Here is a 19,946-nt window from a genome sequence, read left to right on the forward strand (position 1 = left end):
GGTGGATATACGTTGTCATAATCGCGTTGTGCTGCTGCTGGTGATTCTGGCACTGGCAGCCACGGCGCTACCTTTTGTCAATTATGCGCCCAATCGCCTGGTGTCCGGCGAAAGCCGGGCGCTCTGGCAGTTATGGCCCAATCAGGCCCTTATTGGGCTGATTGTGCCTGCGGGTTTGCTGTTACTTAGCTTTCTGCCACGACGCGCTCCCCTGATTGCTACGTTGATGATCGCTCAGGGCGCTTTCTGGCTGCTTATCTGGTGTGCGGGCCGTGCGGCAACCGATCTTGCGCAAACCGGTAGCCAGCTGGCGCGCACGTCACCGGGCAGTGGCTGGTGGCTGTGGCTGGCGTTATCCCTTCTTGCCTGTAGCGAGGCTATCCGCCGTCTGACGCCGGATCCGGTCTGGCGCTGGGTGCTGCATGCGCAAATCTGGTGGCTGCCGGTGGTGCTATTGCTCAATGGGCAACTCGACAGCCTATCGCTGCTTAAAGAATACGGCAATCGCCAGGATGTGTTTGATGATGCGCTGGGGCGGCACCTGCTCCTGCTCTTTTCGACCTTAATTCCCTCACTGATGATTGGACTGCTGATTGGGCTGTGGTGCTATCGCCACCCGGCGCGTCAGGGCCCGGTTTTCGCCGTGCTTAATGTGATTCAGACCGTGCCGTCGGTCGCGCTGTTTGGCCTGTTGATTGCTCCCCTGGCCGGGCTGGTATCGAGCTTCCCGTGGTTAGGCGCGCTCGGCGTGGCGGGCACGGGCATGACGCCTGCGTTAATTGCCTTGATCCTCTACGCCCTGTTGCCGCTGGTGCGCGGCGTGGTTGCCGGGCTGAATCAGGTACCTGCGGATGTGCTGGAGAGCGCCAAAGGGATGGGGATGAGCGCCAGCCAGCGATTCTGGCAGGTGCGTTTTCCTCTCGCACTGCCCATTTTGCTGCGCAGTATTCGCGTGGTGGCAGTCCAGACCGTAGGGATGGCGGTGATTGCCGCCCTGATTGGTGCCGGCGGCTTTGGCGCGCTGGTCTTCCAGGGGCTGTTAAGCAGCGCACTGGATTTGGTATTACTTGGCGTGATACCGGTGATTGCCCTGGCAGTCGTCGTGGATGCGTTATTTGCGCTGGGTATCGCGCTGCTGGAGGTTAAAGGGCCATGATCGAATTTCGTCATGTCAGTAAAATTTTTGCCGGCGTACCGGCGGTCAGTGATTTGAATCTTGAGTGCAAAACCGGGGCTTTTTCCGTATTGATTGGTACCTCGGGCTCAGGTAAATCCACCACCCTTAAAATGATCAACCGGCTGGTGGAGCACGACGAAGGGACCATTTTGTTTGCGGGTGAAGAGATTCGCAGCCTGCCGGTGCTTGAGCTGCGTCGGCGGATGGGCTATGCCATTCAGTCCATCGGTCTCTTTCCGCACTGGACGGTGGCGCAGAACATTGCCACCGTGCTGCAGTTGCAAAAGTGGTCGAAAGCGAAAATCACCGCGAGGATTGATGAACTGATGGCCTTGCTCGGCCTCGATCCGGCTCTACGCGATCGCTACCCGCATCAGCTTTCAGGCGGGCAGCAGCAGCGTGTTGGCGTGGCCCGTGCGTTGGCAGCGGATCCGGAAGTGTTGCTGATGGATGAACCCTTCGGCGCGCTGGATCCGGTGACCCGTGGCGCACTGCAACAGGAGATGATTCGCATTCATCGCCTGCTCGGTCGTACGATTGTTCTGGTAACGCACGATATCGACGAAGCGCTGCAACTGGCCGATCACCTTGTTCTGATGGACAACGGCGCGATCGTCCAGCAGGGCACACCGCTGGAGATGCTGACCCGTCCGGCGAACGACTTCGTTAAAGACTTTTTCGGACGCAGTGAACTTGGCGTGCGGCTGCTGTCGTTGCATCAGGTCAAAGCCTGGGTGCGAACAAACGAAAAGCCGCTGCCGGGCGAACCCCTGAGCGAAGAGCTCACCTTGCGTGAGGCGCTCTCGGCCTTTGTGGCACGGCAGAGCGATGTGCTGCCGGTCGCCACGGCTGACGGCGTCCCCTACGGCACGCTGCATTTTAGTGACCTGCTGACGACGGAGATCGCGCGTGAACGTCATTCGTGACCCGCTGCTCTGGTTAACAGCGGCATTTATTGCTCTGCTGGTGTTACTGCCGCATAGCGCAGGGCTATTCAGTGCGCTTTTTCCCCAACTGCCACGTCCGCTCTACCAGCAGGAAACGTTTATCGCACTCACGCTGGCGCATTTTGAACTGGTCGGCATCTCCAGTCTGCTGGCGATTGTTCTTGGGTTGGGGGCAGGCATTATCGTGACGCGTCCTGGCGGGAGTGAATTTCGGCCGCTGGTAGAAACCATCGCCGCCGTCGGGCAAACCTTTCCTCCGGTGGCGGTTCTGGCGATTGCCGTACCGGTTATCGGATTCGGGAAAGAACCGGCGGTGATTGCACTGGTGCTGTACGGTGTTTTGCCGATTCTCCAGGGCACGCTGGCGGGCATGGCGGCTGTGCCTGCAGGCGTTCAGGATGTTGCCAAAGGCATGGGAATGAGTGACAGGCAGCGTTTACTGAAGGTTGAACTGCCGCTGGCAGCACCGGTCATCATTGCCGGTATCCGTACCTCGGTCATCATTAACATCGGGACAGCAACCATCGCCTCAACGGTAGGGGCCAGCACGCTGGGCACGCCTATCATTATTGGGCTAAGCGGGTTTAATACGGCGTATGTGATTCAGGGGGCGATACTGGTGGCACTGGCGGCCATTATTGTTGACCGCGGGTTTGAACGGCTGGCGCAGCGGTTCAACCCACGCCGCCCCGCACGATGAATGAGTAACCTGCGAGCATCACGCCGCCGATCCCACCGATGGCCATCAGCAGAAAAATAGCGACGACAGTAATTTTGGACAGATTCATCAGGCTCTCCTTTTGTTAAGAAACGTATTATAAGGCGAAGCCCAGGTGTTAATGAACCATTAATTTCCGAGCGAGAAAATGTCGTGGCCGTTTTCACGCCAGTCCAGCAGTTGCTTTTGCTGGGCGGCGGTCGGTGCTTCGCCGCACCACACCAACAGCGTCTGACCGTCGAACATTTCCGGTCGAAGCTGGCTTACCGAATGTGCCAGGACTTCCACACGCCAGCCCTGTTGACTCGCCATCCAGCCCTCAAGCCATAACCGGGTGGTATCCTGCACGTTCCAGCCAATGATCAGCGCTTCGCGGCTGTTCTTTTTTCGGGCGCTGCTCAGGCAGCTACAGATATAGCTGATCAGCACCCCGTCAAGCAGGCTGAGCATCAGCAGCAGGGCAGGCTGTTGGCCTTGCAGACGTCGGCGCAAGGGAAGCAGTAAATGCGTTGTCAGGGTTTCTGCGGGGTAGTCATGGCCACGCTCTTTGAACCATAACCGCAGGCGGTGCAAATTGCCGCTTTGTAGAATTTGCAGCACCACTTCCTGTTGCGCGCGCCAGCCGTCACGCTCGCTGTCGGTTTCATTGTTCAGTAATGACTGAACTTTACTGACCTGAACGCCAGTATCAACCCAACGCTTAATTTCGCGGATACGATCAATATCGGCTTCGGTAAACAGGCGGTGTCCGCCTTCGGTACGCTGGGGTTTGACCAGGCCATAGCGTCGTTGCCATGCCCTGAGCGTAATGGGATTCACATCACACAACAATGCCACTTCGCCGATAGTGTAAAGCGCCATGAGTTCACCTGTGCCTGAAGTCCCCCACCGTAACTTTAGACGCTCTGGCAAAAACCAGGCAGAATTGTTTGTTTTCTGTTCGATTTGTAACGCGTACGTATCATCATGCCGCCAGGTTTGTGATAATGCGCACGAATTTTGAGTTTTATGGAAACCTTCAAAGAATCTGGACGCGACTCGCTGTATGGTACGCGCTTTCATTCATCGCGGTGATGCTAATATGTACGAATTTAATCTGGTGTTGCTGCTGCTTCAGCAGATGTGTGTGTTTTTGGTTATCGCCTGGCTGATGAGTAAAACCCGTCTGTTTATTCCCCTGATGCAGGTCACCGTGCGCCTGCCGCATAAGCTGCTGTGCTACGTGACCTTCTCGATTTTCTGCATTCTCGGCACTTATTTTGGCCTGCATATCGAAGACTCCATTGCCAATACGCGTGCGATCGGCGCGGTGATGGGGGGCTTACTGGGCGGGCCGGTGGTCGGTGGTCTGGTGGGATTAACCGGCGGGCTGCATCGCTACTCCATGGGGGGGATGACGGCACTCAGCTGCATGATTTCGACCATTGTGGAAGGGCTGCTGGGCGGTCTGGTGCACAGCATGCTCATCAAACGTGGGCGCACTGATAAGGTCTTCAGCCCGCTGACGGCGGGGGCCATTACCTGTGTCGCCGAGCTGACTCAAATGCTGATCATTCTGTTGATTGCGCGCCCGTATGACAGTGCTCTGCATCTGGTTCAGAGCATTGCAGCACCAATGATGGTCACCAATACCGTCGGGGCAGCATTGTTTATGCGTATTCTGTTAGATAAGCGCGCCATGTTCGAAAAATACACCTCGGCATTTTCCGCCACCGCGCTCAAAGTTGCGGCCTCGACCGAGGGGATTTTGCGCCAGGGCTTTAACGAAGAGAACAGCATGAAGGTGGCGCAGGTGCTGTATAACGAGCTGGATATCGGCGCGGTGGCTATTACCGATCGTGAAAAACTGCTGGCCTTCAGAGGGGCAGGGGATGACCATCATCTGCCAGGCCGCCCCATCTCATCCGGCTGGACGCAAAAAGCGATTGAAAGTGGCGAAGTGGTCTACGCTGACGGCAACGAAGTGCCGTACCGTTGCTCGCTACACCCGCAGTGCAAACTGGGCTCGACGCTGGTCATCCCCTTACGCGGCGAAAACCAGCGGGTGGTGGGCACCATTAAATTGTATGAAGCGAAAAACCGCCTGTTCAGTTCGATAAACCGCACCCTGGGTGAAGGCATTGCCCAGTTGCTGTCGGCGCAAATTCTTGCCGGGCAGTATGAGCGCCAAAAGGCGCTGCTGACGCAGTCGGAAATCAAGCTGCTGCATGCGCAGGTCAATCCACACTTCCTGTTTAATGCCCTAAATACACTCAAAGCGGTGATTCGTCGCGACAGCGATCAGGCCGGGCTGCTGGTGCAGTATCTCTCTACCTTTTTCCGGAAGAACCTCAAGCGGCCATCAGAAATTGTCACCCTCGCCGATGAGATTGAGCACGTGAATGCGTACCTGCAAATTGAACAGGCACGTTTTCAGAGCCGCCTTCAGGTGCAACTGCATGTGCCTGAATCACTCTCCCATCAGCATCTGCCTGCCTTTACCCTGCAACCGATCGTCGAGAATGCCATTAAGCATGGCACGTCGCAGCTGTTGGGGGTGGGTGAAATTACCATTAATGCCAGCCTGGAGGGAGAACATCTGGTGCTGGATATTGAAGATAACGCCGGGCTCTATCAACCTGAATCCGATGCCAGTGGATTAGGGATGAGCCTGGTGGACAAGCGCCTGCGCGCGCGTTTTGGCGACGGTTGCGGCATTACCGTGGCCTGTGAACCGGATTGCTTTACCCGCATTACCCTACGACTCCCGCTGGAGGAAAGCGCATGTTAAAAGTGCTGATTGTCGATGATGAACCGCTGGCGAGGGAAAACCTGCGGATTTTATTGCAGGAAGAGAATGATATTGAGATTGTTGGGGAATGTGCCAATGCGGTAGAAGCCATTGGCGCAGTGCATAAACTGCGCCCGGACGTGTTGTTCCTCGATATTCAGATGCCCCGCATCAGCGGCCTCGAAATGGTTGGGATGCTCGATCCTGAGCACCGACCCTATGTTGTGTTCCTGACCGCGTTTGATGAATACGCGGTGAAAGCCTTTGAAGAGCATGCCTTTGATTACCTGCTCAAACCCATTGAAACCCCGCGTCTGGCCAAGACCCTGACCCGTCTGCGTCAGGAGCGTACGGTGCAGGATGTTTCGGTTTTACCGGAAAACCAGGAGGGGTTGAAATTTATCCCCTGCACTGGCCATAGCCGTATTTATCTGCTGCAAATGAGCGACGTTGCGTTTGTCAGTAGCCGAATGAGCGGAGTGTATGTCACCAGCAGTGAAGGCAAGGAGGGCTTTACTGAACTGACCCTGCGCACCCTTGAGAGCCGGACGCCGCTGCTGCGCTGCCACCGCCAGTATCTGGTCAATATGGCCCATCTGAGTGAGATCAAGCTCGAAGATAACGGACAGGCCGAACTCCTGCTGCGCAACGGTCAGACGGTCCCCGTCAGCCGCCGCTACCTGAAGAATCTAAAAGAAGCACTGGGGTTGTAAGACCACTACACAAATCCCGAGCCGGCTCGCAATAAATCATTTGTGCGATTGTCTTTGAGTTTTGTATATAATTTTATACGCAATCAATTCATGGCAAGGATGCGAAGTGATGATTGCAAAGGATATTCACTGGCATGGCTCTTCACTGAGCGACCTCTGCTCATTTCCAGCGGAAGCGCGGCGAGAGGCCGGTTTCCAGCTTGATAAAGTCCAGCATGGCTATGAGCCGTCAGACTGGAAATACGTGAGCGGTTGGGGCAGCGGTACCATCGAATTCAGGTTGCATGGTAATGATGGTGAATTTCGCGTGGTGTATGTGGCTAAATTTGCAGATGCAATTCATGTGTTGCACTGTTTTGTGAAGAAAACGCAACAAACCAGCCAGAGGGATATCGCCATTATCAAAGCGCGGTATAAAACTGCCGCAGATGAACGGAGAGTGAGCAATGACGCAGAATATTGACACCAAAACACGTCATGTCACCAAAGCAGGCGACAACATTTTTTCCGATCTCGGATTTCCCGTTGACGAAGCAGTCCGTTTGCACGCTCAATCCAAAGATGAAATGGCCAGAACGGATGAGCTTAAGCGGCAAATCATGGCTGAAATTACCATCTGGATGAAGTGCCGCGGATACAAACAAGGCGACGCGGCAAAAATCCTTCACGTTTCGCGCCCGCGCGTCTCGGATGTCGTTAATCAGAAAACTGAAAAGTTCACCCTGGATGCGCTGGTTGGAATGGCAACCGTTATTGGTAAGCGCGTTCAACTCATCATTACCTGAACCCCAGTGAAAAGAAGCACTGGGGTTGTAAACTTCGGTGTTACACTGCGCGTTTGCAAAAATATGTCCCGAAGGCTTTATGCTCAATAATGATATTTTACGTAGCCTGCGCTACGCCCTGAAAATGAATAACAACGACCTCAAGCGCATCTTTACGCTGGCGGAAGCGTCGGTGAGTGATGAACAACTGGTCGGTTGGTTGCGTAAGGAAGACGAGGCGGGCTTTCAGCGCTGCCCGGACATCATGATGTCTCTTTTCCTCAATGGCCTGATTTACGAGCGTCGGGGCAAAGACGACACGCAGCCTGCACTGGTCACCGAGCGTAAGATGACCAACAACCTGATTCTCAAGAAATTGCGCATCGCGTTCAGCTTAAAGACCGATGATATTCTGGCTATCCTGACTGAGCAAAAATTCCGTGTGTCGATGCCGGAGATAACGGCCATGATGCGCGCCAGCGAGCATAAAAACTTCCGTGAGTGCGGTGACCAGTTCCTGCGTTATTTCCTGCGCGGGCTGGCGGTACGTGAACACGCAAAACCTGCACAATAAAAAAAGCCAGCGCGGACAGGCGCCGCGCTGGCTTTTTTAGCCCTTCATCTCTTTACTTCACTTCTTTAAAGCCGCGAGATTCAAGCAACTGCTGGGATTTTGACATGCTGACGCCATCTTTAGCATCACCGGTAAAGGCAGAACCCTGCATCTGCTGGAGTGCATCACGATCCGCTTTCGAGTAATCCACATCCAGGGTTTCGGTCGCGTAAGTATCCTGATAATCGATACTTTCGGTTACCCCTTTAATGGATTTGTATTTCTCGCTGATCGGCCCCAGACGCTGCATGGCCTGTTCTTTATTAGCAATGCCCATTGCGGCATAGTTAATTTTATTTTTTGCTGACTGACGCGTTACGACGTCATCTTTGTAGTAATAAGTCAGTGAAATCTCTGTCTTGCCATCGGTCCAGTTAAACGTCTTACTCTGTTCTTTTTCGCCACAGCCGCTCAGTACAAACAGCATCAGAGAGGTCAGTGTGAAAGCGATGAGTTTTTTAAACATATTTTAAAGCCCCTTTTGTTAGAAATGTCCTGTCCATAGAAGGATAGTGCAATATTAAAAAGGCGCTGATTTCTCAACGCCTTTTGCTGGTTATTTAACCTGCTGGCCTGCTTTTGCCCCTTCGTCAGGGCTTAACAGGAAGATATCTTTTCCACCAGGACCTGCCGCCATCACCATGCCTTCAGAAATACCGAAACGCATTTTGCGCGGCGCAAGGTTGGCGACCATGACGGTCAGACGCCCAATCAGCACCTGTGGGTCCGGGTACGCAGAGCGGATACCGGAGAAGACGTTGCGCTTCTCGCCGCCGAGATCGAGGGTCAGGCGCAGCAGCTTATCGGAGCCGTCCACGAACTCGGCATTTTCGATAAGCGCAACACGCATATCTACTTTAGCGAAATCGTCGAACGTGATGGTCTCCTGAATCGGATCGTCCGCCAGCGGGCCTGTTGCCGGTGCCGCCGCCGCTTTCACCTCTTCTTTAGACGCTTCAACCAGCGCTTCAACCTGTTTGGTATCAATGCGGTTGTACAGGGCTTTGAACGTGCTCACTTTATGGCTCAGCAGCGGCTGCTGAACGGCATCCCACTCAAGCGTGGTGTTAAGGAAGCTTTCAACGCGCTCGCTCAGGGTAGGGAGAACCGGTTTCAGCCAGGTCATCAGTACGCGGAACAGATTGATGCCCATGGAGCAGATGGCCTGCAGGTCGGCGTCACGGCCTTCCTGTTTCGCCACCACCCACGGGGCCTGCTCGTCAACGTAACGGTTGGCCACGTCGGCCAGCGCCATGATTTCACGAATGGCTTTGCCAAATTCGCGGCTTTCCCAGGCTTCACCAATCGAGGCAGACGCATCGGTAAAGGTTTTGTACAGCGCCGGGTCAGCCAGTTCTGCCGCCAGTACGCCGTCAAAACGCTTGGCAATGAAGCCTGCACAGCGGGAAGCCAGGTTGACCACTTTGTTAACGATATCGGTATTGACGCGCTGAATGAAATCTTCAAGGTTCAGATCGATGTCATCAATACGGGACGACAGTTTCGCCGCATAGTAGTAACGCAGGCTGTCTGCATCGAGATGGTTCAGCCAGGTGCTGGCTTTGATAAAGGTGCCGCGAGATTTGGACATTTTCGCGCCGTTAACCATCACATAACCATGCACAAACAGGTTGGTGGGTTTGCGGAAATTGCTGCCTTCGAGCATCGCCGGCCAGAACAGGCTGTGGAAGTAAACAATATCTTTGCCGATAAAGTGATACAGCTCGGCGTCAGAATCTTTTTTCCAGTATTCGTCGAAGCTAACGTTGTCGCCACGTTTGTCGCACAGGTTCTTGAAGGAACCCATGTAGCCGATGGGCGCATCCAGCCAGACGTAGAAATATTTACCCGTTGCACCCGGAATTTCGAAACCGAAGTAAGGCGCATCGCGGGAGATATCCCACTGCTGGAGACCCGATTCGAACCACTCTTGCATCTTGTTAGCGACCTGCTCTTGCAGGGCACCGCTGCGGGTCCATGCCTGCAGCATTTCGCTGAATGACGGCAAATCAAAGAAGAAGTGTTCGGAGTCACGCATTTCAGGCGTCGCACCGGATACCACGGATTTCGGCTCAATAAGTTCAGTCGGGCTGTAGGTCGCGCCGCACACTTCACAGTTATCGCCATATTGGTCCGGAGACTTACATTTCGGGCAGGTGCCTTTCACAAAACGATCCGGCAGGAACATGCCTTTTTCCGGGTCGTAAAGCTGAGAGATAGTGCGGTTTTTAATAAAACCGTTCTCTTTCAGGCGGGTGTAAATCAGTTCAGACAGCTCACGGTTCTCATCGCTGTGCGTTGAGTGGTAGTTGTCGTAACTGATATTAAAGCCGGCGAAATCCGTCTGGTGCTCCTGACTCATGTCAGCAATCATCTGCTCCGGCGTAATGCCCATTTGCTGAGCTTTCAGCATGATAGGGGTACCGTGGGCATCGTCCGCGCAGATGAAGTTGACAGTGTGGCCGCGCATTCGCTGGTAACGGACCCAGACATCAGCCTGGATGTGCTCCAGCATATGGCCGAGGTGGATTGAGCCGTTGGCGTACGGCAGTGCGCACGTTACCAGAATTTTCTTCGCGACTTGAGTCATAGTGGGTATTACTTCTTCTTTAGTAAAAGGGGGTTTTGATGTTACCTGAAAGGGAAATGTTGTGCCATAAAAGCAGGATGCGGATTGGTTTGTTGGTGTTGAGTGCACCGCCGCCTCCTTAACAATCCTGGCTCCCGGCCACACCTGACCACTTGTGGCTGAAAAACCCATTTGCCGGATGGCGGCTGTCGCCTTATCCGGCCTACACAAAAGTCATGCACATGTGCAACATCGGGCACGCTTTTCTCCCTCGCCCCTTTGGGGAGAGGGCAGGGGTGAGGGGAAAGGAGCGATTCCCCCGATTAGGCACTATTCAGAAATGAATAATTGGTGACAGTGGAGTAAACTTGCCCCTTAACAATGTCTTTTCAGAACAACATAACAAGGAGTCGGGATGAACTCTCAATCCCAGGCCAAATCCCCGGAAGCCTTGCGTGCGCTAGTCACCGGAACCCTGGCTAATTTTCAGCACCCCACCCTTAAGCATAATCTCACCGCCCTGAAAGCTGTGCATCATGTTGCCTGGCTTGACGATGTTGTACATATCGAACTGCTGATGCCCTTCGTCTGGCGCAGCGCGTTCGACGTGCTCAAAGAGCAGTGCAGTGCAGAACTGCTGCGTGTCACGGGTGCGCGTGCGATTGACTGGAAGCTCTCCCACAATATCGCCACCATGAAGCGGGTGAAAAACCAGGCGGGTGTGAATGGCGTGAAGAACATCATCGCTGTCAGTTCCGGCAAAGGCGGGGTAGGGAAATCCTCTACCGCCGTCAACCTGGCGCTGGCGCTGGCCGCCGAAGGGGCTAAGGTCGGTATTCTCGATGCCGACATCTACGGCCCGTCGATTCCTATGATGCTGGGCGCAGAAGGCGAGCGTCCAACCTCCCCGGACGGCACCCACATGGCACCGATTATGGCCCATGGACTGGCGACCAACTCGATTGGTTATCTGGTGACAGATGATAACGCCATGGTCTGGCGAGGTCCGATGGCGAGCAAGGCGCTGTTGCAACTGCTGCAGGAGTCTCTCTGGCCGGATCTCGATTATCTGGTACTGGATATGCCGCCGGGCACCGGTGACATCCAGTTAACCCTGGCGCAGAACATTCCCGTCACCGGCGCGCTGGTGGTCACCACGCCGCAGGACATTGCGCTGATCGACGCCAAAAAAGGTATCGTGATGTTCGAGAAGGTCGAGGTGCCGGTACTGGGCGTCGTGGAAAACATGAGCATGCATGTGTGCAGCAACTGTGGCCACCATGAGCCTATTTTTGGCACCGGTGGCGCGGAGAAGCTGGTCGAGCAGTATCACACGCAGTTGCTGGGTAAAATGCCGTTGCACATCAGCCTGCGTGAAGATCTGGATAACGGTACGCCGACCGTTACCCATCGCCCGGACAGCGAATTTACCGCGCTTTACCGTCAGCTTGCCGGGCGCGTCGCTGCGCAGTTGTACTGGCAGGGTGAAATCATTCCGAGCGAAATCTCCTTCCGCGCGGTGTAAGTCATCTGCTGGCTGCCCGTGAGGGCAGCCGGTAATGCATCAGCAGATAATTCCCTTGCGGCGACGCCCCTTCCGCTTCCACATGCCAACCGTGACGACGATAAAATTCGAGCGCGGGCTCATTGCGCGTCAGACATTTAAGCGCTCCGGTGCTGGTAAATTCAGACTGTACTTTTTCCAGTAGCGCACTGCCGACCCCTTGCCCCTGAAAAGCCGGGTCGACAAACAGACTGTGCAGGAAGTTTTCGTTGACGTGCACGGCAGCAAAGCCTTTGCGGTGGCCATCCTCTTCCGCAACCCAAATGACTTCACCAATGGTGGTTGAGTCAAAGTCTTCCAGCTTCCAGTCACTGCCATCAAGCCAGGTCCAGTTGGCGCGCCGCGAATGCAGGAACAGGGTGCGCAGAAAAGGGCGGTCACTCTCTTGCCAGGGGCGAATTATCAGCAAATTTTCCTTCCTTAACGGTGGTAGAAAATATCACCATCATAGGCTTTGATGATCTTGCCGTCTGTATTGGTGATAAGCACATAGCAGCCGCCCATGTATGTCCAGTGGGTGTCCGGATCCGGCGCAGGCAGGTTACGTAACTGGTACTGCTTAATGGCGTATTCGTCGGTGCGATACATTTCCGGCACGGTATCGCCGATGTTGAATTTGGTGAAATCGGCAACAAAGGCCTGGATTTCATAAGACTTGATTCCCGTTGTACCCGCAGCGGTTTGCGGAGCAGCAAAGGCACTGCTCGCCGCGGCCAGCAGAATTCCCAGAAGTACAATTTTTGTCTTACCCATCATCTCTCCAGATTCCTGAGGTTTTTTCATTTTGTAAACTGCCATGATTAACGCAGCGCCAGCGGCCCGCAATGGCAAAAATGTTATGAAGTTACGGTAATGGTAAAAAGTGTAAACAAAAGCGAAGCACAACAGGATAAGCGGAGAGCGTAATTTGCTATCCGCTTGAGGAGAAACACGTTTTTAAGAAGAATCCTGGCAGGGTTTAGCGAGAGGTAAAACCTTCGAGCACAATTTTGCCAACGGCGCGTTGTGTTTCAATTCGCTGATGGGCTAGACGCAGATTCCGGGCATTAATTTCGCCGAAATGCTCACCCAGCGTGGTTTTCACTGCACCTTCATCAATAAGTGCGGCGATGCGGGTAAGCAGGCGGTGCTGCTCAATGATGTCGGTGGTCTCAAACATGGAACGGGTAAACATAAACTCCCAATGCAGCGAGATACTTTTCACTTTTAAGGGGCGTGCATCCAGCGTTTCAGGGTCGTCGATTAGCGCCAGTTTGCCCTGCGGCTGTAGGGCGTTAATCAGTTGCTGATAGTGATCGTCGGTGTTGGTGAGGCTGGCAACATGGCTGACCTGCTTGATACCAATACGCGCCAGCTCTTCGGTAATGGGCTTCGAGTGATCAATCACATGATGCGCGCCACGCGCTTTCACCCACTGCTGACTTTCAGGGCGTGATGCGGTGCCAATGACCGTGAGCTTAGTGAGCTTGCGTGCCAGTTGGGTCAGAATCGACCCTACGCCACCTGCGGCACCGACAATCAACAGCGCGTCGCCTTCATTGCCATCTTCCTGCACCCCGAGGCGGTCAAAGAGCAATTCCCATGCGGTAATGGCCGTTAACGGCAGGGCCGCGGCGGAGGCGTTATCCAGCGTTCTCGGCTTCAGGGCTGCAATGCGCTCATCCACCAACTGGAATTCACTGTTGCTACCCGGGCGCGTCAGCGCTCCGGCGTACCAGATTTCATCGCCTGTTTTAAACAGGGTGACGGCATCACCGGTAGCGACGACAACGCCTACCGCGTCCCAGCCCAGCACGCGAGGCGTATCGCCATTAAAACCGGCACGGACTTTGGTATCCACTGGGTTCACGGAGATGGCTTTGACTTCGACCAGCAGGTCATGACCCTGGGCGACAGGCGTAGGCAGGTCAATGTCGGTTAATGAATCAATGTTGCTGGTGCCCTGAGTGGCACGGGTGATAGCGATAGCTTTCATACAGACTCCATGTGAAGAGGGAATGTCATAAGGCTAGTCGAAGGAGTGAGGGAGAAAAATGAGGTAATGGGAGTAGGACTTATCTTCCAGGAGTGAAAATGGGGGAGGGGGCGATTCATTTCGGTTCGGTGGAATCGTTCCGTTCACTCTGAACAACAGTTCCTGTTGTATCGGTGGAATCGTTCCGTTCACCCTAAGTTTATTGCTTCTCTGGAGCTACTCCACATGTGAACGTGTTAAGGAGGCTCGCCGCCACCTCCTTAACAATCCTGGCTCCCGGCCAGGAAAATTGCCGCTTCGCGGTGCCTTCCGCTTATTCCTCCAGGCTACCGGGTCGGGCGCGATGTTACATCCCTGTAACTCGCACCCTCGCCGCGCATCCATGCGCAGCGCCCCGGCCTTGCGGAAACACGTCAGCAATTTTCAGCCGGACCCGCCACACCTGACCACTTGTGGCTGAAAAAACGATTTGCCGGATGGCGGCTGTCGCCTTATCCGGCCTACACAAAAGTCATGCACATGTGCAACATCGGGCACGCTTTTCTCCCTCGCCCCCTTGGGGCTGAGGAATCCCCAGTAATATTATGTTTTACAGCGATAACACTGCGCCATGAGAACACAACAGTCACCGCGATGACTGGGTCCGGCTGAAAATCGACGCAGCGTATCCGCAAGGCCGGGGCGACGCGCAGGGATGCGCGGCGAGGGCGACTTTACACGGACGTTACCTTCGCCCGTCCCCGATAAGCCTGAAGGAATACGCTGAGTTGACCGCGTCAGCGGCGATTTTCCTGGCCGGGAGCCCGGGTCGCCAGGGTGGTGGCGGTGAACCACCCTGGCACGTTCACGGGTTCTGGCGTTATGGAAAAGCAAGGAACATAAGGTGAACGGAATGACCCTCAGCGCCGCATGTTTCCCCTCACCCTTACCCTCTCCCCAAAGAGGAGAGGGGACTGTCCGTGCTCGTATTATGTTGTGGGGATCCCTCAGCCCTCAAGGGCGAGGGCAGGGGTGAGGGGAACGGTCTGGCTCCACAGGATTAATACGAACCTTTACCCAACGTAAACGGAACCCTTCCCCTCAGTGCACATCCGGCACATCAATATCCGCACTAATCCGCTTATCCTGGTCATCAAACACCATGCAGTGCTTGTTCTCAAACGAGAGGGTGATCTTCTGCCACGGGCGGAAATGCACATCACCCGGCAGCAGGATTTTGACGTTGTCATGGCCGTAGCTCTGACCAAAGAGATACGTATTGTTCCCCAGGCGCTCCACTACCTCACACTGGAACTCCAGCGTGGTGCCGCGCGTGGTGTCGGTTGCCAGATGCTCAGGGCGAATCCCGAGGGTAATGCCAGCACCCGGTGCCAGTGGGGAAGTGGTCACGCCGAGCGTCAGGCTCTTGCCCTGCGCCAGCGTGACGGTCAGCTCGCCCGGCTGCCACTGGCTGACGGTTGCAGGCAGGAAGTTCATTTTTGGCGAACCGATAAACCCGGCGACAAACTTATTCACCGGATTGTAGTAAAGGGACATCGGTGAGCCCATCTGCTCGATGTTGCCGTAGTTCATCACCACGATTTTGTCGGCCAGCGTCATCGCTTCTACCTGATCGTGAGTCACATACACCATGGTGGTTTTCAGTTCGTGGTGCAGGCGAGCGATATGCAGACGCATGTCGACGCGCAGCTCGGCATCGAGGTTGGAGAGCGGTTCATCGAACATAAACACCCGCGGGTTGCGTACGATGGCGCGACCAATCGCCACGCGCTGGCGCTGGCCGCCGGAAAGCTGCTTCGGTTTGCGGTCCAGCAGATGCACCAGTTGCAGCGTTTTGGCGACCATTTCCACCTGGCGGCGGATTTCGTCTTTCGGCACTTTGTTCACTTTCAATCCGTAACCCATGTTTTCCGCTACCGTCATGTGCGGATAGAGTGCATAGGACTGAAACACCATCGACACGCCGCGGTGCGCCGGGGCAACGTCGTTCATGACCTCATCGCCAATCAGCACTTCGCCGTCGCTGACCTCTTCTAACCCGGCGATCATGCGTAGCAGGGTGGATTTACCGCAACCCGATGGGCCAACAAATACGGCAAATTCGCCGTCTTCAATATCCAGATTCACATTGCGCAGTGTGACAGTGTCGCCAAAACGCTTGGTGACATTCCTCAGTCGTATATTGGACATCAAATTTCCCCGAAGTTGGTAGCTGTTGGTTGCTGTTGTGAATCTGGCTGTTTAATGTGGTTTTGTTTTACGTATAACAAGCCATCGATAATGCCGTACAACAGCGATAATTCATGCTCAGACTATAACTTCCAGCATTTACGCGCCCTATATCGAATTTTCGATTTTGTCGCCTTTGTCACACAACTGGCAGTTAATTCTCGTTTTATTGCGACCTCAAGTGTAGCGTATACCAAAATCAATAAGGCGTAGGAATACGCTTTAACTCACGCAATATCAGGTGCTTTTGCTGTAACGACATCAGGTGGCGCGCCATAAAAACCATGAAATTGTTATACCTTGACATGGGGTTGATAATGAAAAAGAACACTCTTACCGTACTGATCCTTTCTGCGCTGGCCTTGGGGCAGTCCCTGACCGTTCAGGCACATGCCACCACGCAACTGAATGTCTGGGAGGACATCAAGAAATCCGTGGGTATTCAGGATGCCATCAAGGACTTCGAAAAAGAGAACGACGTGAAGGTCAACGTGCAGGAGATGCCTTTCGCGCAGCAGCTGGAAAAATTACGCCTCGACGGTCCGGCGGGCATTGGCCCTGATGTGTTGGTGATTCCTAATGATCAGGTGGGCGGTGCCGTTGTGCAAGGGTTACTGACCCCCCTGAATCTGGACAAAGAACAGGTTGACGCCTTCACCCCAGCCTCGATCAATGCGTTTCGCATGGATAACGCGTTATATGGCGTACCGAAAGCCGTTGAAACCCTGGTGCTGATTTATAACAAAGACCTGATTGATAAACCGCTCGACAGCCTGCAGGCGTGGCTCGACTACTCGAAAACACAGCGTGCAGAAAACAAGTACGGCCTGCTGGCGAAGTTTGACCAGATCTATTACAGCTGGGGCGCGATTGGCCCGATGGGCGGCTACCTGTTCGGTAAAAATGACAAAGGCGGCTACAACCCAACCGACATTGGCCTGAGCCAGCCGGGTGCGGTGGCCGCCGTGACGTTCCTGAAAAAATTCTATTCCGAAGGTGTCTTCCCGTCGGGAATTTTGGGGGATAACGGCCTGAACGCCATTGACTCTCTCTTTACCGAGAAGAAAGCGGCGGCGGTGATCAACGGCCCGTGGGCGTTCCAGCCGTATGAAGCAGCAGGCATTAACTACGGCGTTGCGCCATTGCCTGCGCTGCCGGACGGCAAACCGATGAGCTCCTTCCTTGGCGTAAAAGGCTATGTGGTCTCCACCTGGAGCAAAGATAAAGCCATGGCGCAGAAATTCATCGAGTTTATCAACCAGCCTAAGTACGTGAAAATTCGCTACATCTCGACCCGTGAGATCCCGGCGCAGAAAGCGATGATTGACGATCCGATGATTAAAAACGACGAGAAGGCCAGCGCGGTTGCCGTACAGGCTGCGCGTGCCACCGCCATGCCGGGCATCCCGGAAATGGGCGAAGTCTGGGGACCGGCCAATGCCGCACTCGAACTGAGCCTGACTGGCAAACAAGAGCCTAAAGCGGCGCTGGATGGCGCGGCAAAACAGATTCATATGCAAGTGGAAGCCATGCAGGCCAGCAACCAATAAATGCCCGTCATCTTTCACGTTGCAGGGGCACTGGCGGCGTTCGTTCATCCCGGTTACGTACTTTTGTACGCGCCCGGGTGTTCACTCTCTTGCCATCTTCCTGCAACGCGAAATATTTAGGGCATTGAACAAACAAAGCGGTATTAAACGGGAGGGAGTGCCTCCCGTTTTGAGAAGGAGTCGTACGTGATTATCAGTCCCAGCGAAAATTTGGCGAAAGCGCGTGGCGCCGGACGGCATGCGTGGTGTGGGCTGCTGCTGGCTATTGTGCCGGGCTTTGGCCAGTTTTATCACCGTCAGTGGTTAAAAGGCCTTATCTTCCTGGTCTTGCTCAGCAGCTTTATGGGCATTTTTTATGATTTTTTGCGCGAAGGGCTTTGGGGCCTGTACACCCTCGGCGAAGAGGTGCCTCGCGATAACTCTATCTTTTTGCTGGCAGAAGGGATAATCAGCGTGCTGATTATCGCCTTTGGCGTGACGGTGTATTACTTCTCGCTGCGTGATGCCTGGGTGAACGGCAAAAAACGTGACGAGGGCCTTCAGCTCAATAGCGTGCGTAAGCAATATCAGTTGCTGTTAAGCGACGGTTTCCCCTATTTGATGATCACGCCAGGCTTTATTCTGCTGGTGTTTGTGGTGATCTTCCCGATTCTGTTTGGTTTTGCCATCGCCTTTACCAACTACAACCTCTACCACACGCCGCCGGCGAAGCTGGTGGACTGGGTGGGGCTGAAGAATTTCGTCAACATATTCACGTTGTCCATCTGGCGTTCAACCTTCCTGGACGTGCTGCAATGGACGGTGGTGTGGACGCTGCTCGCCACCACGCTGCAATGCACGGTGGGGGTGCTGCTCGCTATCCTGGTGAACCAGAAGGATCTGCGCTTTAAGCCACTGGTGCGCACCATTTTCATTCTGCCGTGGGCGGTACCGGGCTTTGTCACCATTCTGGTGTTCGCCGGGATGTTTAACGACACTTTTGGCGTGATCAACAATGCCATTCTGGCCTTCTTTGGTATCGGGCCGAAAGCCTGGCTGACGGATCCGTTCTGGACCAAAACGGCGCTGATCATGATGCAGACCTGGCTTGGCTTCCCGTTTGTGTTCGCTATGACCACCGGGGTGTTGCAGGCTATCCCTGACGATCTCTATGAAGCGGCGAAAATGGATGGCGCGGGTACCTGGACCCGGCTGCGTACCATTACGCTGCCGCTGGTGTTGTATTCAATTGCGCCGATCATCATCACGCAGTACACCTTCAACTTTAACAACTTCAACATTATCTACCTGTTTAACAACGGCGGCCCTGCGGTGGCAGGCTCTAACGCGGGTGGAACGGACATTCTGGTGTCGTGGATCTACAAGCTGACCATGTCTTCATCGCAGTACGCGATCGCCGCGACCATCACTATTCTGCTGTCGATTTTTGTTGTCGGCCTGGCGTTGTGGCAGTTCCGCGCAACCAAATCCTTTAAAAACGACGACATGGCGTAGGGAAGAAAAATGGCTACATCACAAAGCATTCGCCGCGAGAAGTGGATTCGTCTCTCCCTCTCCTGGCTGATTATCGGGCTGGTTTCGCTGATTATCATCTACCCGCTGGTGTGGACGGTCGGGGCGTCGCTGAATGCAGGCAACAGTCTGCTCAGCACCTCGATCATCCCGGAAAACGTCTCTTTCCAGCACTATGCGGACCTGTTCAACGGCCAGGTGAACTACCTGACCTGGTACTGGAACTCGATGAAAATCAGTTTCCTGACCATGGTGCTGACCTTAATCAGCGTCAGCTTTACCGCCTACGCCTTCTCCCGCTTTCGTTTTAAGGGGCGGCAGAACGGGTTAATGCTGTTTTTGCTGCTGCAAATGATCCCGCAGTTCTCCGCGCTGATTGCCATTTTCGTGCTGTCGCAACTGCTGGGGCTGATCAACAGCCATCTGGCGCTGGTGCTGATCTACGTCGCCGGGATGATCCCGATGAACACCTATCTGATGAAGGGCTACCTCGACGCCATTCCGAAAGATCTGGATGAGTCGGCACGCATGGACGGCGCCAGCAACTTCCGCATTTTCGTTGAGATCATCATGCCGCTTTCCAAGCCAATTGTGGCGGTGGTGGCACTGTTCTCCTTCACCGGGCCGCTTGGGGATTTCATTCTCTCCAGCACCATTTTGCGTACCCCGGACAAATTCACGCTGCCTATCGGGCTTTACAACCTGGTGGCGCAAAAAATGGGCGCCAGTTACACCACCTATGCGGCGGGGGCGGTTCTTATCGCCGTGCCGGTGGCTATCCTCTACCTGGCATTACAAAAATACTTCGTCTCCGGCCTGACCTCCGGCAGTACCAAAGGATGATG

20 protein-coding genes are annotated in these 19,946 nt (G+C 54.5%); 12 read left to right on the plus strand and 8 right to left on the minus strand.

Annotation, left to right across the window (positions count from 1 at the left end):
* Position 1 precedes the first annotated feature (1 nt).
* The 3 genes from ACUY4Q_RS08330 to ACUY4Q_RS08340 are packed head-to-tail and all read left to right on the plus strand — an operon-like array spanning position 2 to position 2,824.
* On the plus strand, positions 2-1,156 hold the full coding sequence (locus tag ACUY4Q_RS08330) for an ABC transporter permease (protein WP_458046574.1): 1,155 nt from the start codon (positions 2-4) through the stop codon (positions 1,154-1,156).
* The gene (locus ACUY4Q_RS08335; RefSeq protein WP_458046575.1) at positions 1,153-2,103 is read left to right on the plus strand and encodes an ABC transporter ATP-binding protein; all 951 of its coding nucleotides are present in this window, start codon (positions 1,153-1,155) and stop codon (positions 2,101-2,103) included. Before ACUY4Q_RS08330 ends, ACUY4Q_RS08335 begins: the two co-directional genes overlap by 4 nt.
* Positions 2,087-2,824, plus strand: coding sequence for an ABC transporter permease (locus ACUY4Q_RS08340; RefSeq protein WP_458046576.1), 738 nt, complete (start codon positions 2,087-2,089; stop codon positions 2,822-2,824). The genes ACUY4Q_RS08335 and ACUY4Q_RS08340 overlap by 17 nt, the downstream gene beginning before the upstream one ends.
* Here the strand turns inward: ACUY4Q_RS08340 and ACUY4Q_RS08345 are convergent.
* The gene (locus ACUY4Q_RS08345) at positions 2,799-2,912 is read right to left on the minus strand and encodes a protein YohO (RefSeq protein ID WP_458046577.1); all 114 of its coding nucleotides are present in this window, start codon (positions 2,910-2,912) and stop codon (positions 2,799-2,801) included. The two genes, ACUY4Q_RS08340 and ACUY4Q_RS08345, sit on opposite strands and share 26 nt — an antisense overlap.
* Before the next feature lie 59 nt (positions 2,913-2,971).
* Positions 2,972-3,703 (minus strand): HTH-type transcriptional regulator MlrA, encoded by a 732-nt coding sequence (gene mlrA / locus ACUY4Q_RS08350; RefSeq protein WP_458046578.1) that lies wholly within the window; start codon positions 3,701-3,703, stop codon positions 2,972-2,974.
* 220 nt (positions 3,704-3,923) lie between these two features.
* On the opposite strand from mlrA, the gene ACUY4Q_RS08355 reads away from it, so the two are divergent.
* The 5 genes from ACUY4Q_RS08355 (at position 3,924) to ACUY4Q_RS08375 (ending at position 7,663) form a co-directional block, all read left to right on the plus strand.
* Positions 3,924-5,612 carry a LytS/YhcK type 5TM receptor domain-containing protein gene (locus tag ACUY4Q_RS08355; RefSeq protein WP_458046579.1) on the plus strand — a complete coding sequence of 563 codons (1,689 nt, stop codon included), beginning with the start codon at positions 3,924-3,926 and terminating at the stop codon, positions 5,610-5,612.
* Entirely contained in the window at positions 5,606-6,325 is a 720-nt protein-coding gene (gene btsR, locus ACUY4Q_RS08360) for a two-component system response regulator BtsR (protein WP_458046580.1), read from the plus strand. The genes ACUY4Q_RS08355 and btsR overlap by 7 nt, the downstream gene beginning before the upstream one ends.
* Positions 6,326-6,434: 109 nt before the next feature.
* Positions 6,435-6,788, plus strand: coding sequence for a type II toxin-antitoxin system RelE/ParE family toxin (locus ACUY4Q_RS08365; protein WP_458047290.1), 354 nt, complete (start codon positions 6,435-6,437; stop codon positions 6,786-6,788).
* Complete coding sequence (locus ACUY4Q_RS08370; RefSeq protein WP_458046581.1) at positions 6,772-7,110, plus strand: helix-turn-helix domain-containing protein; 339 nt, start codon at positions 6,772-6,774, stop codon at positions 7,108-7,110. The genes ACUY4Q_RS08365 and ACUY4Q_RS08370 overlap by 17 nt, the downstream gene beginning before the upstream one ends.
* Positions 7,111-7,189: 79 nt before the next feature.
* Positions 7,190-7,663: a YehS family protein gene (locus ACUY4Q_RS08375; protein WP_458046582.1), complete on the plus strand. Its 474-nt coding sequence runs from the start codon at positions 7,190-7,192 to the stop codon at positions 7,661-7,663.
* A gap of 52 nt (positions 7,664-7,715) precedes the next feature.
* On the opposite strand, the gene ACUY4Q_RS08380 is transcribed toward ACUY4Q_RS08375, so the two are convergent.
* Positions 7,716-8,168: a YehR family lipoprotein gene (locus tag ACUY4Q_RS08380; protein WP_458046583.1), complete on the minus strand. Its 453-nt coding sequence runs from the start codon at positions 8,166-8,168 to the stop codon at positions 7,716-7,718.
* Positions 8,169-8,258: 90 nt separating this feature from the next.
* The gene (metG, locus tag ACUY4Q_RS08385; RefSeq protein ID WP_458046584.1) at positions 8,259-10,292 is read right to left on the minus strand and encodes a methionine--tRNA ligase; all 2,034 of its coding nucleotides are present in this window, start codon (positions 10,290-10,292) and stop codon (positions 8,259-8,261) included.
* A gap of 394 nt (positions 10,293-10,686) precedes the next feature.
* Between metG and apbC the strand changes: the two genes are divergently transcribed.
* Positions 10,687-11,796 carry an iron-sulfur cluster carrier protein ApbC gene (gene apbC / locus ACUY4Q_RS08390; RefSeq protein ID WP_458046585.1) on the plus strand — a complete coding sequence of 370 codons (1,110 nt, stop codon included), beginning with the start codon at positions 10,687-10,689 and terminating at the stop codon, positions 11,794-11,796.
* A 1-nt stretch (position 11,797) separates the two neighbouring features.
* Here the strand turns inward: apbC and ACUY4Q_RS08395 are convergent, their stop codons facing one another.
* The 4 genes from ACUY4Q_RS08395 to ACUY4Q_RS08410 all read right to left on the minus strand — a co-directional run bounded on the left by ACUY4Q_RS08395 (position 11,798) and on the right by ACUY4Q_RS08410 (position 16,000).
* The gene (locus ACUY4Q_RS08395) at positions 11,798-12,241 is read right to left on the minus strand and encodes a GNAT family N-acetyltransferase (RefSeq protein ID WP_458047291.1); all 444 of its coding nucleotides are present in this window, start codon (positions 12,239-12,241) and stop codon (positions 11,798-11,800) included.
* Positions 12,242-12,255: 14 nt separating this feature from the next.
* Positions 12,256-12,588: an RcnB family protein gene (locus tag ACUY4Q_RS08400; protein ID WP_458047292.1), complete on the minus strand. Its 333-nt coding sequence runs from the start codon at positions 12,586-12,588 to the stop codon at positions 12,256-12,258.
* A gap of 205 nt (positions 12,589-12,793) precedes the next feature.
* Positions 12,794-13,810, minus strand: coding sequence for a zinc-binding alcohol dehydrogenase family protein (locus tag ACUY4Q_RS08405; protein WP_458046586.1), 1,017 nt, complete (start codon positions 13,808-13,810; stop codon positions 12,794-12,796).
* A gap of 1,080 nt (positions 13,811-14,890) precedes the next feature.
* Positions 14,891-16,000, minus strand: coding sequence for an ABC transporter ATP-binding protein (locus ACUY4Q_RS08410; RefSeq protein ID WP_458046587.1), 1,110 nt, complete (start codon positions 15,998-16,000; stop codon positions 14,891-14,893).
* 356 nt (positions 16,001-16,356) lie between these two features.
* Between ACUY4Q_RS08410 and ACUY4Q_RS08415 the strand changes: the two genes are divergently transcribed.
* The 3 genes from ACUY4Q_RS08415 (at position 16,357) to ACUY4Q_RS08425 (ending at position 19,944) form a co-directional block, all read left to right on the plus strand.
* Positions 16,357-17,589 (plus strand): extracellular solute-binding protein, encoded by a 1,233-nt coding sequence (locus ACUY4Q_RS08415; RefSeq protein ID WP_458046588.1) that lies wholly within the window; start codon positions 16,357-16,359, stop codon positions 17,587-17,589.
* A gap of 186 nt (positions 17,590-17,775) precedes the next feature.
* Positions 17,776-19,083, plus strand: a complete 1,308-nt coding sequence (locus tag ACUY4Q_RS08420) for a carbohydrate ABC transporter permease (protein ID WP_458046589.1) — start codon at positions 17,776-17,778, stop codon at positions 19,081-19,083.
* A gap of 9 nt (positions 19,084-19,092) precedes the next feature.
* Positions 19,093-19,944 carry a sugar ABC transporter permease gene (locus ACUY4Q_RS08425; protein ID WP_458046590.1) on the plus strand — a complete coding sequence of 284 codons (852 nt, stop codon included), beginning with the start codon at positions 19,093-19,095 and terminating at the stop codon, positions 19,942-19,944.
* Positions 19,945-19,946 lie beyond the last annotated feature (2 nt).

The organism is Phytobacter cepae (assembly GCF_054165735.1).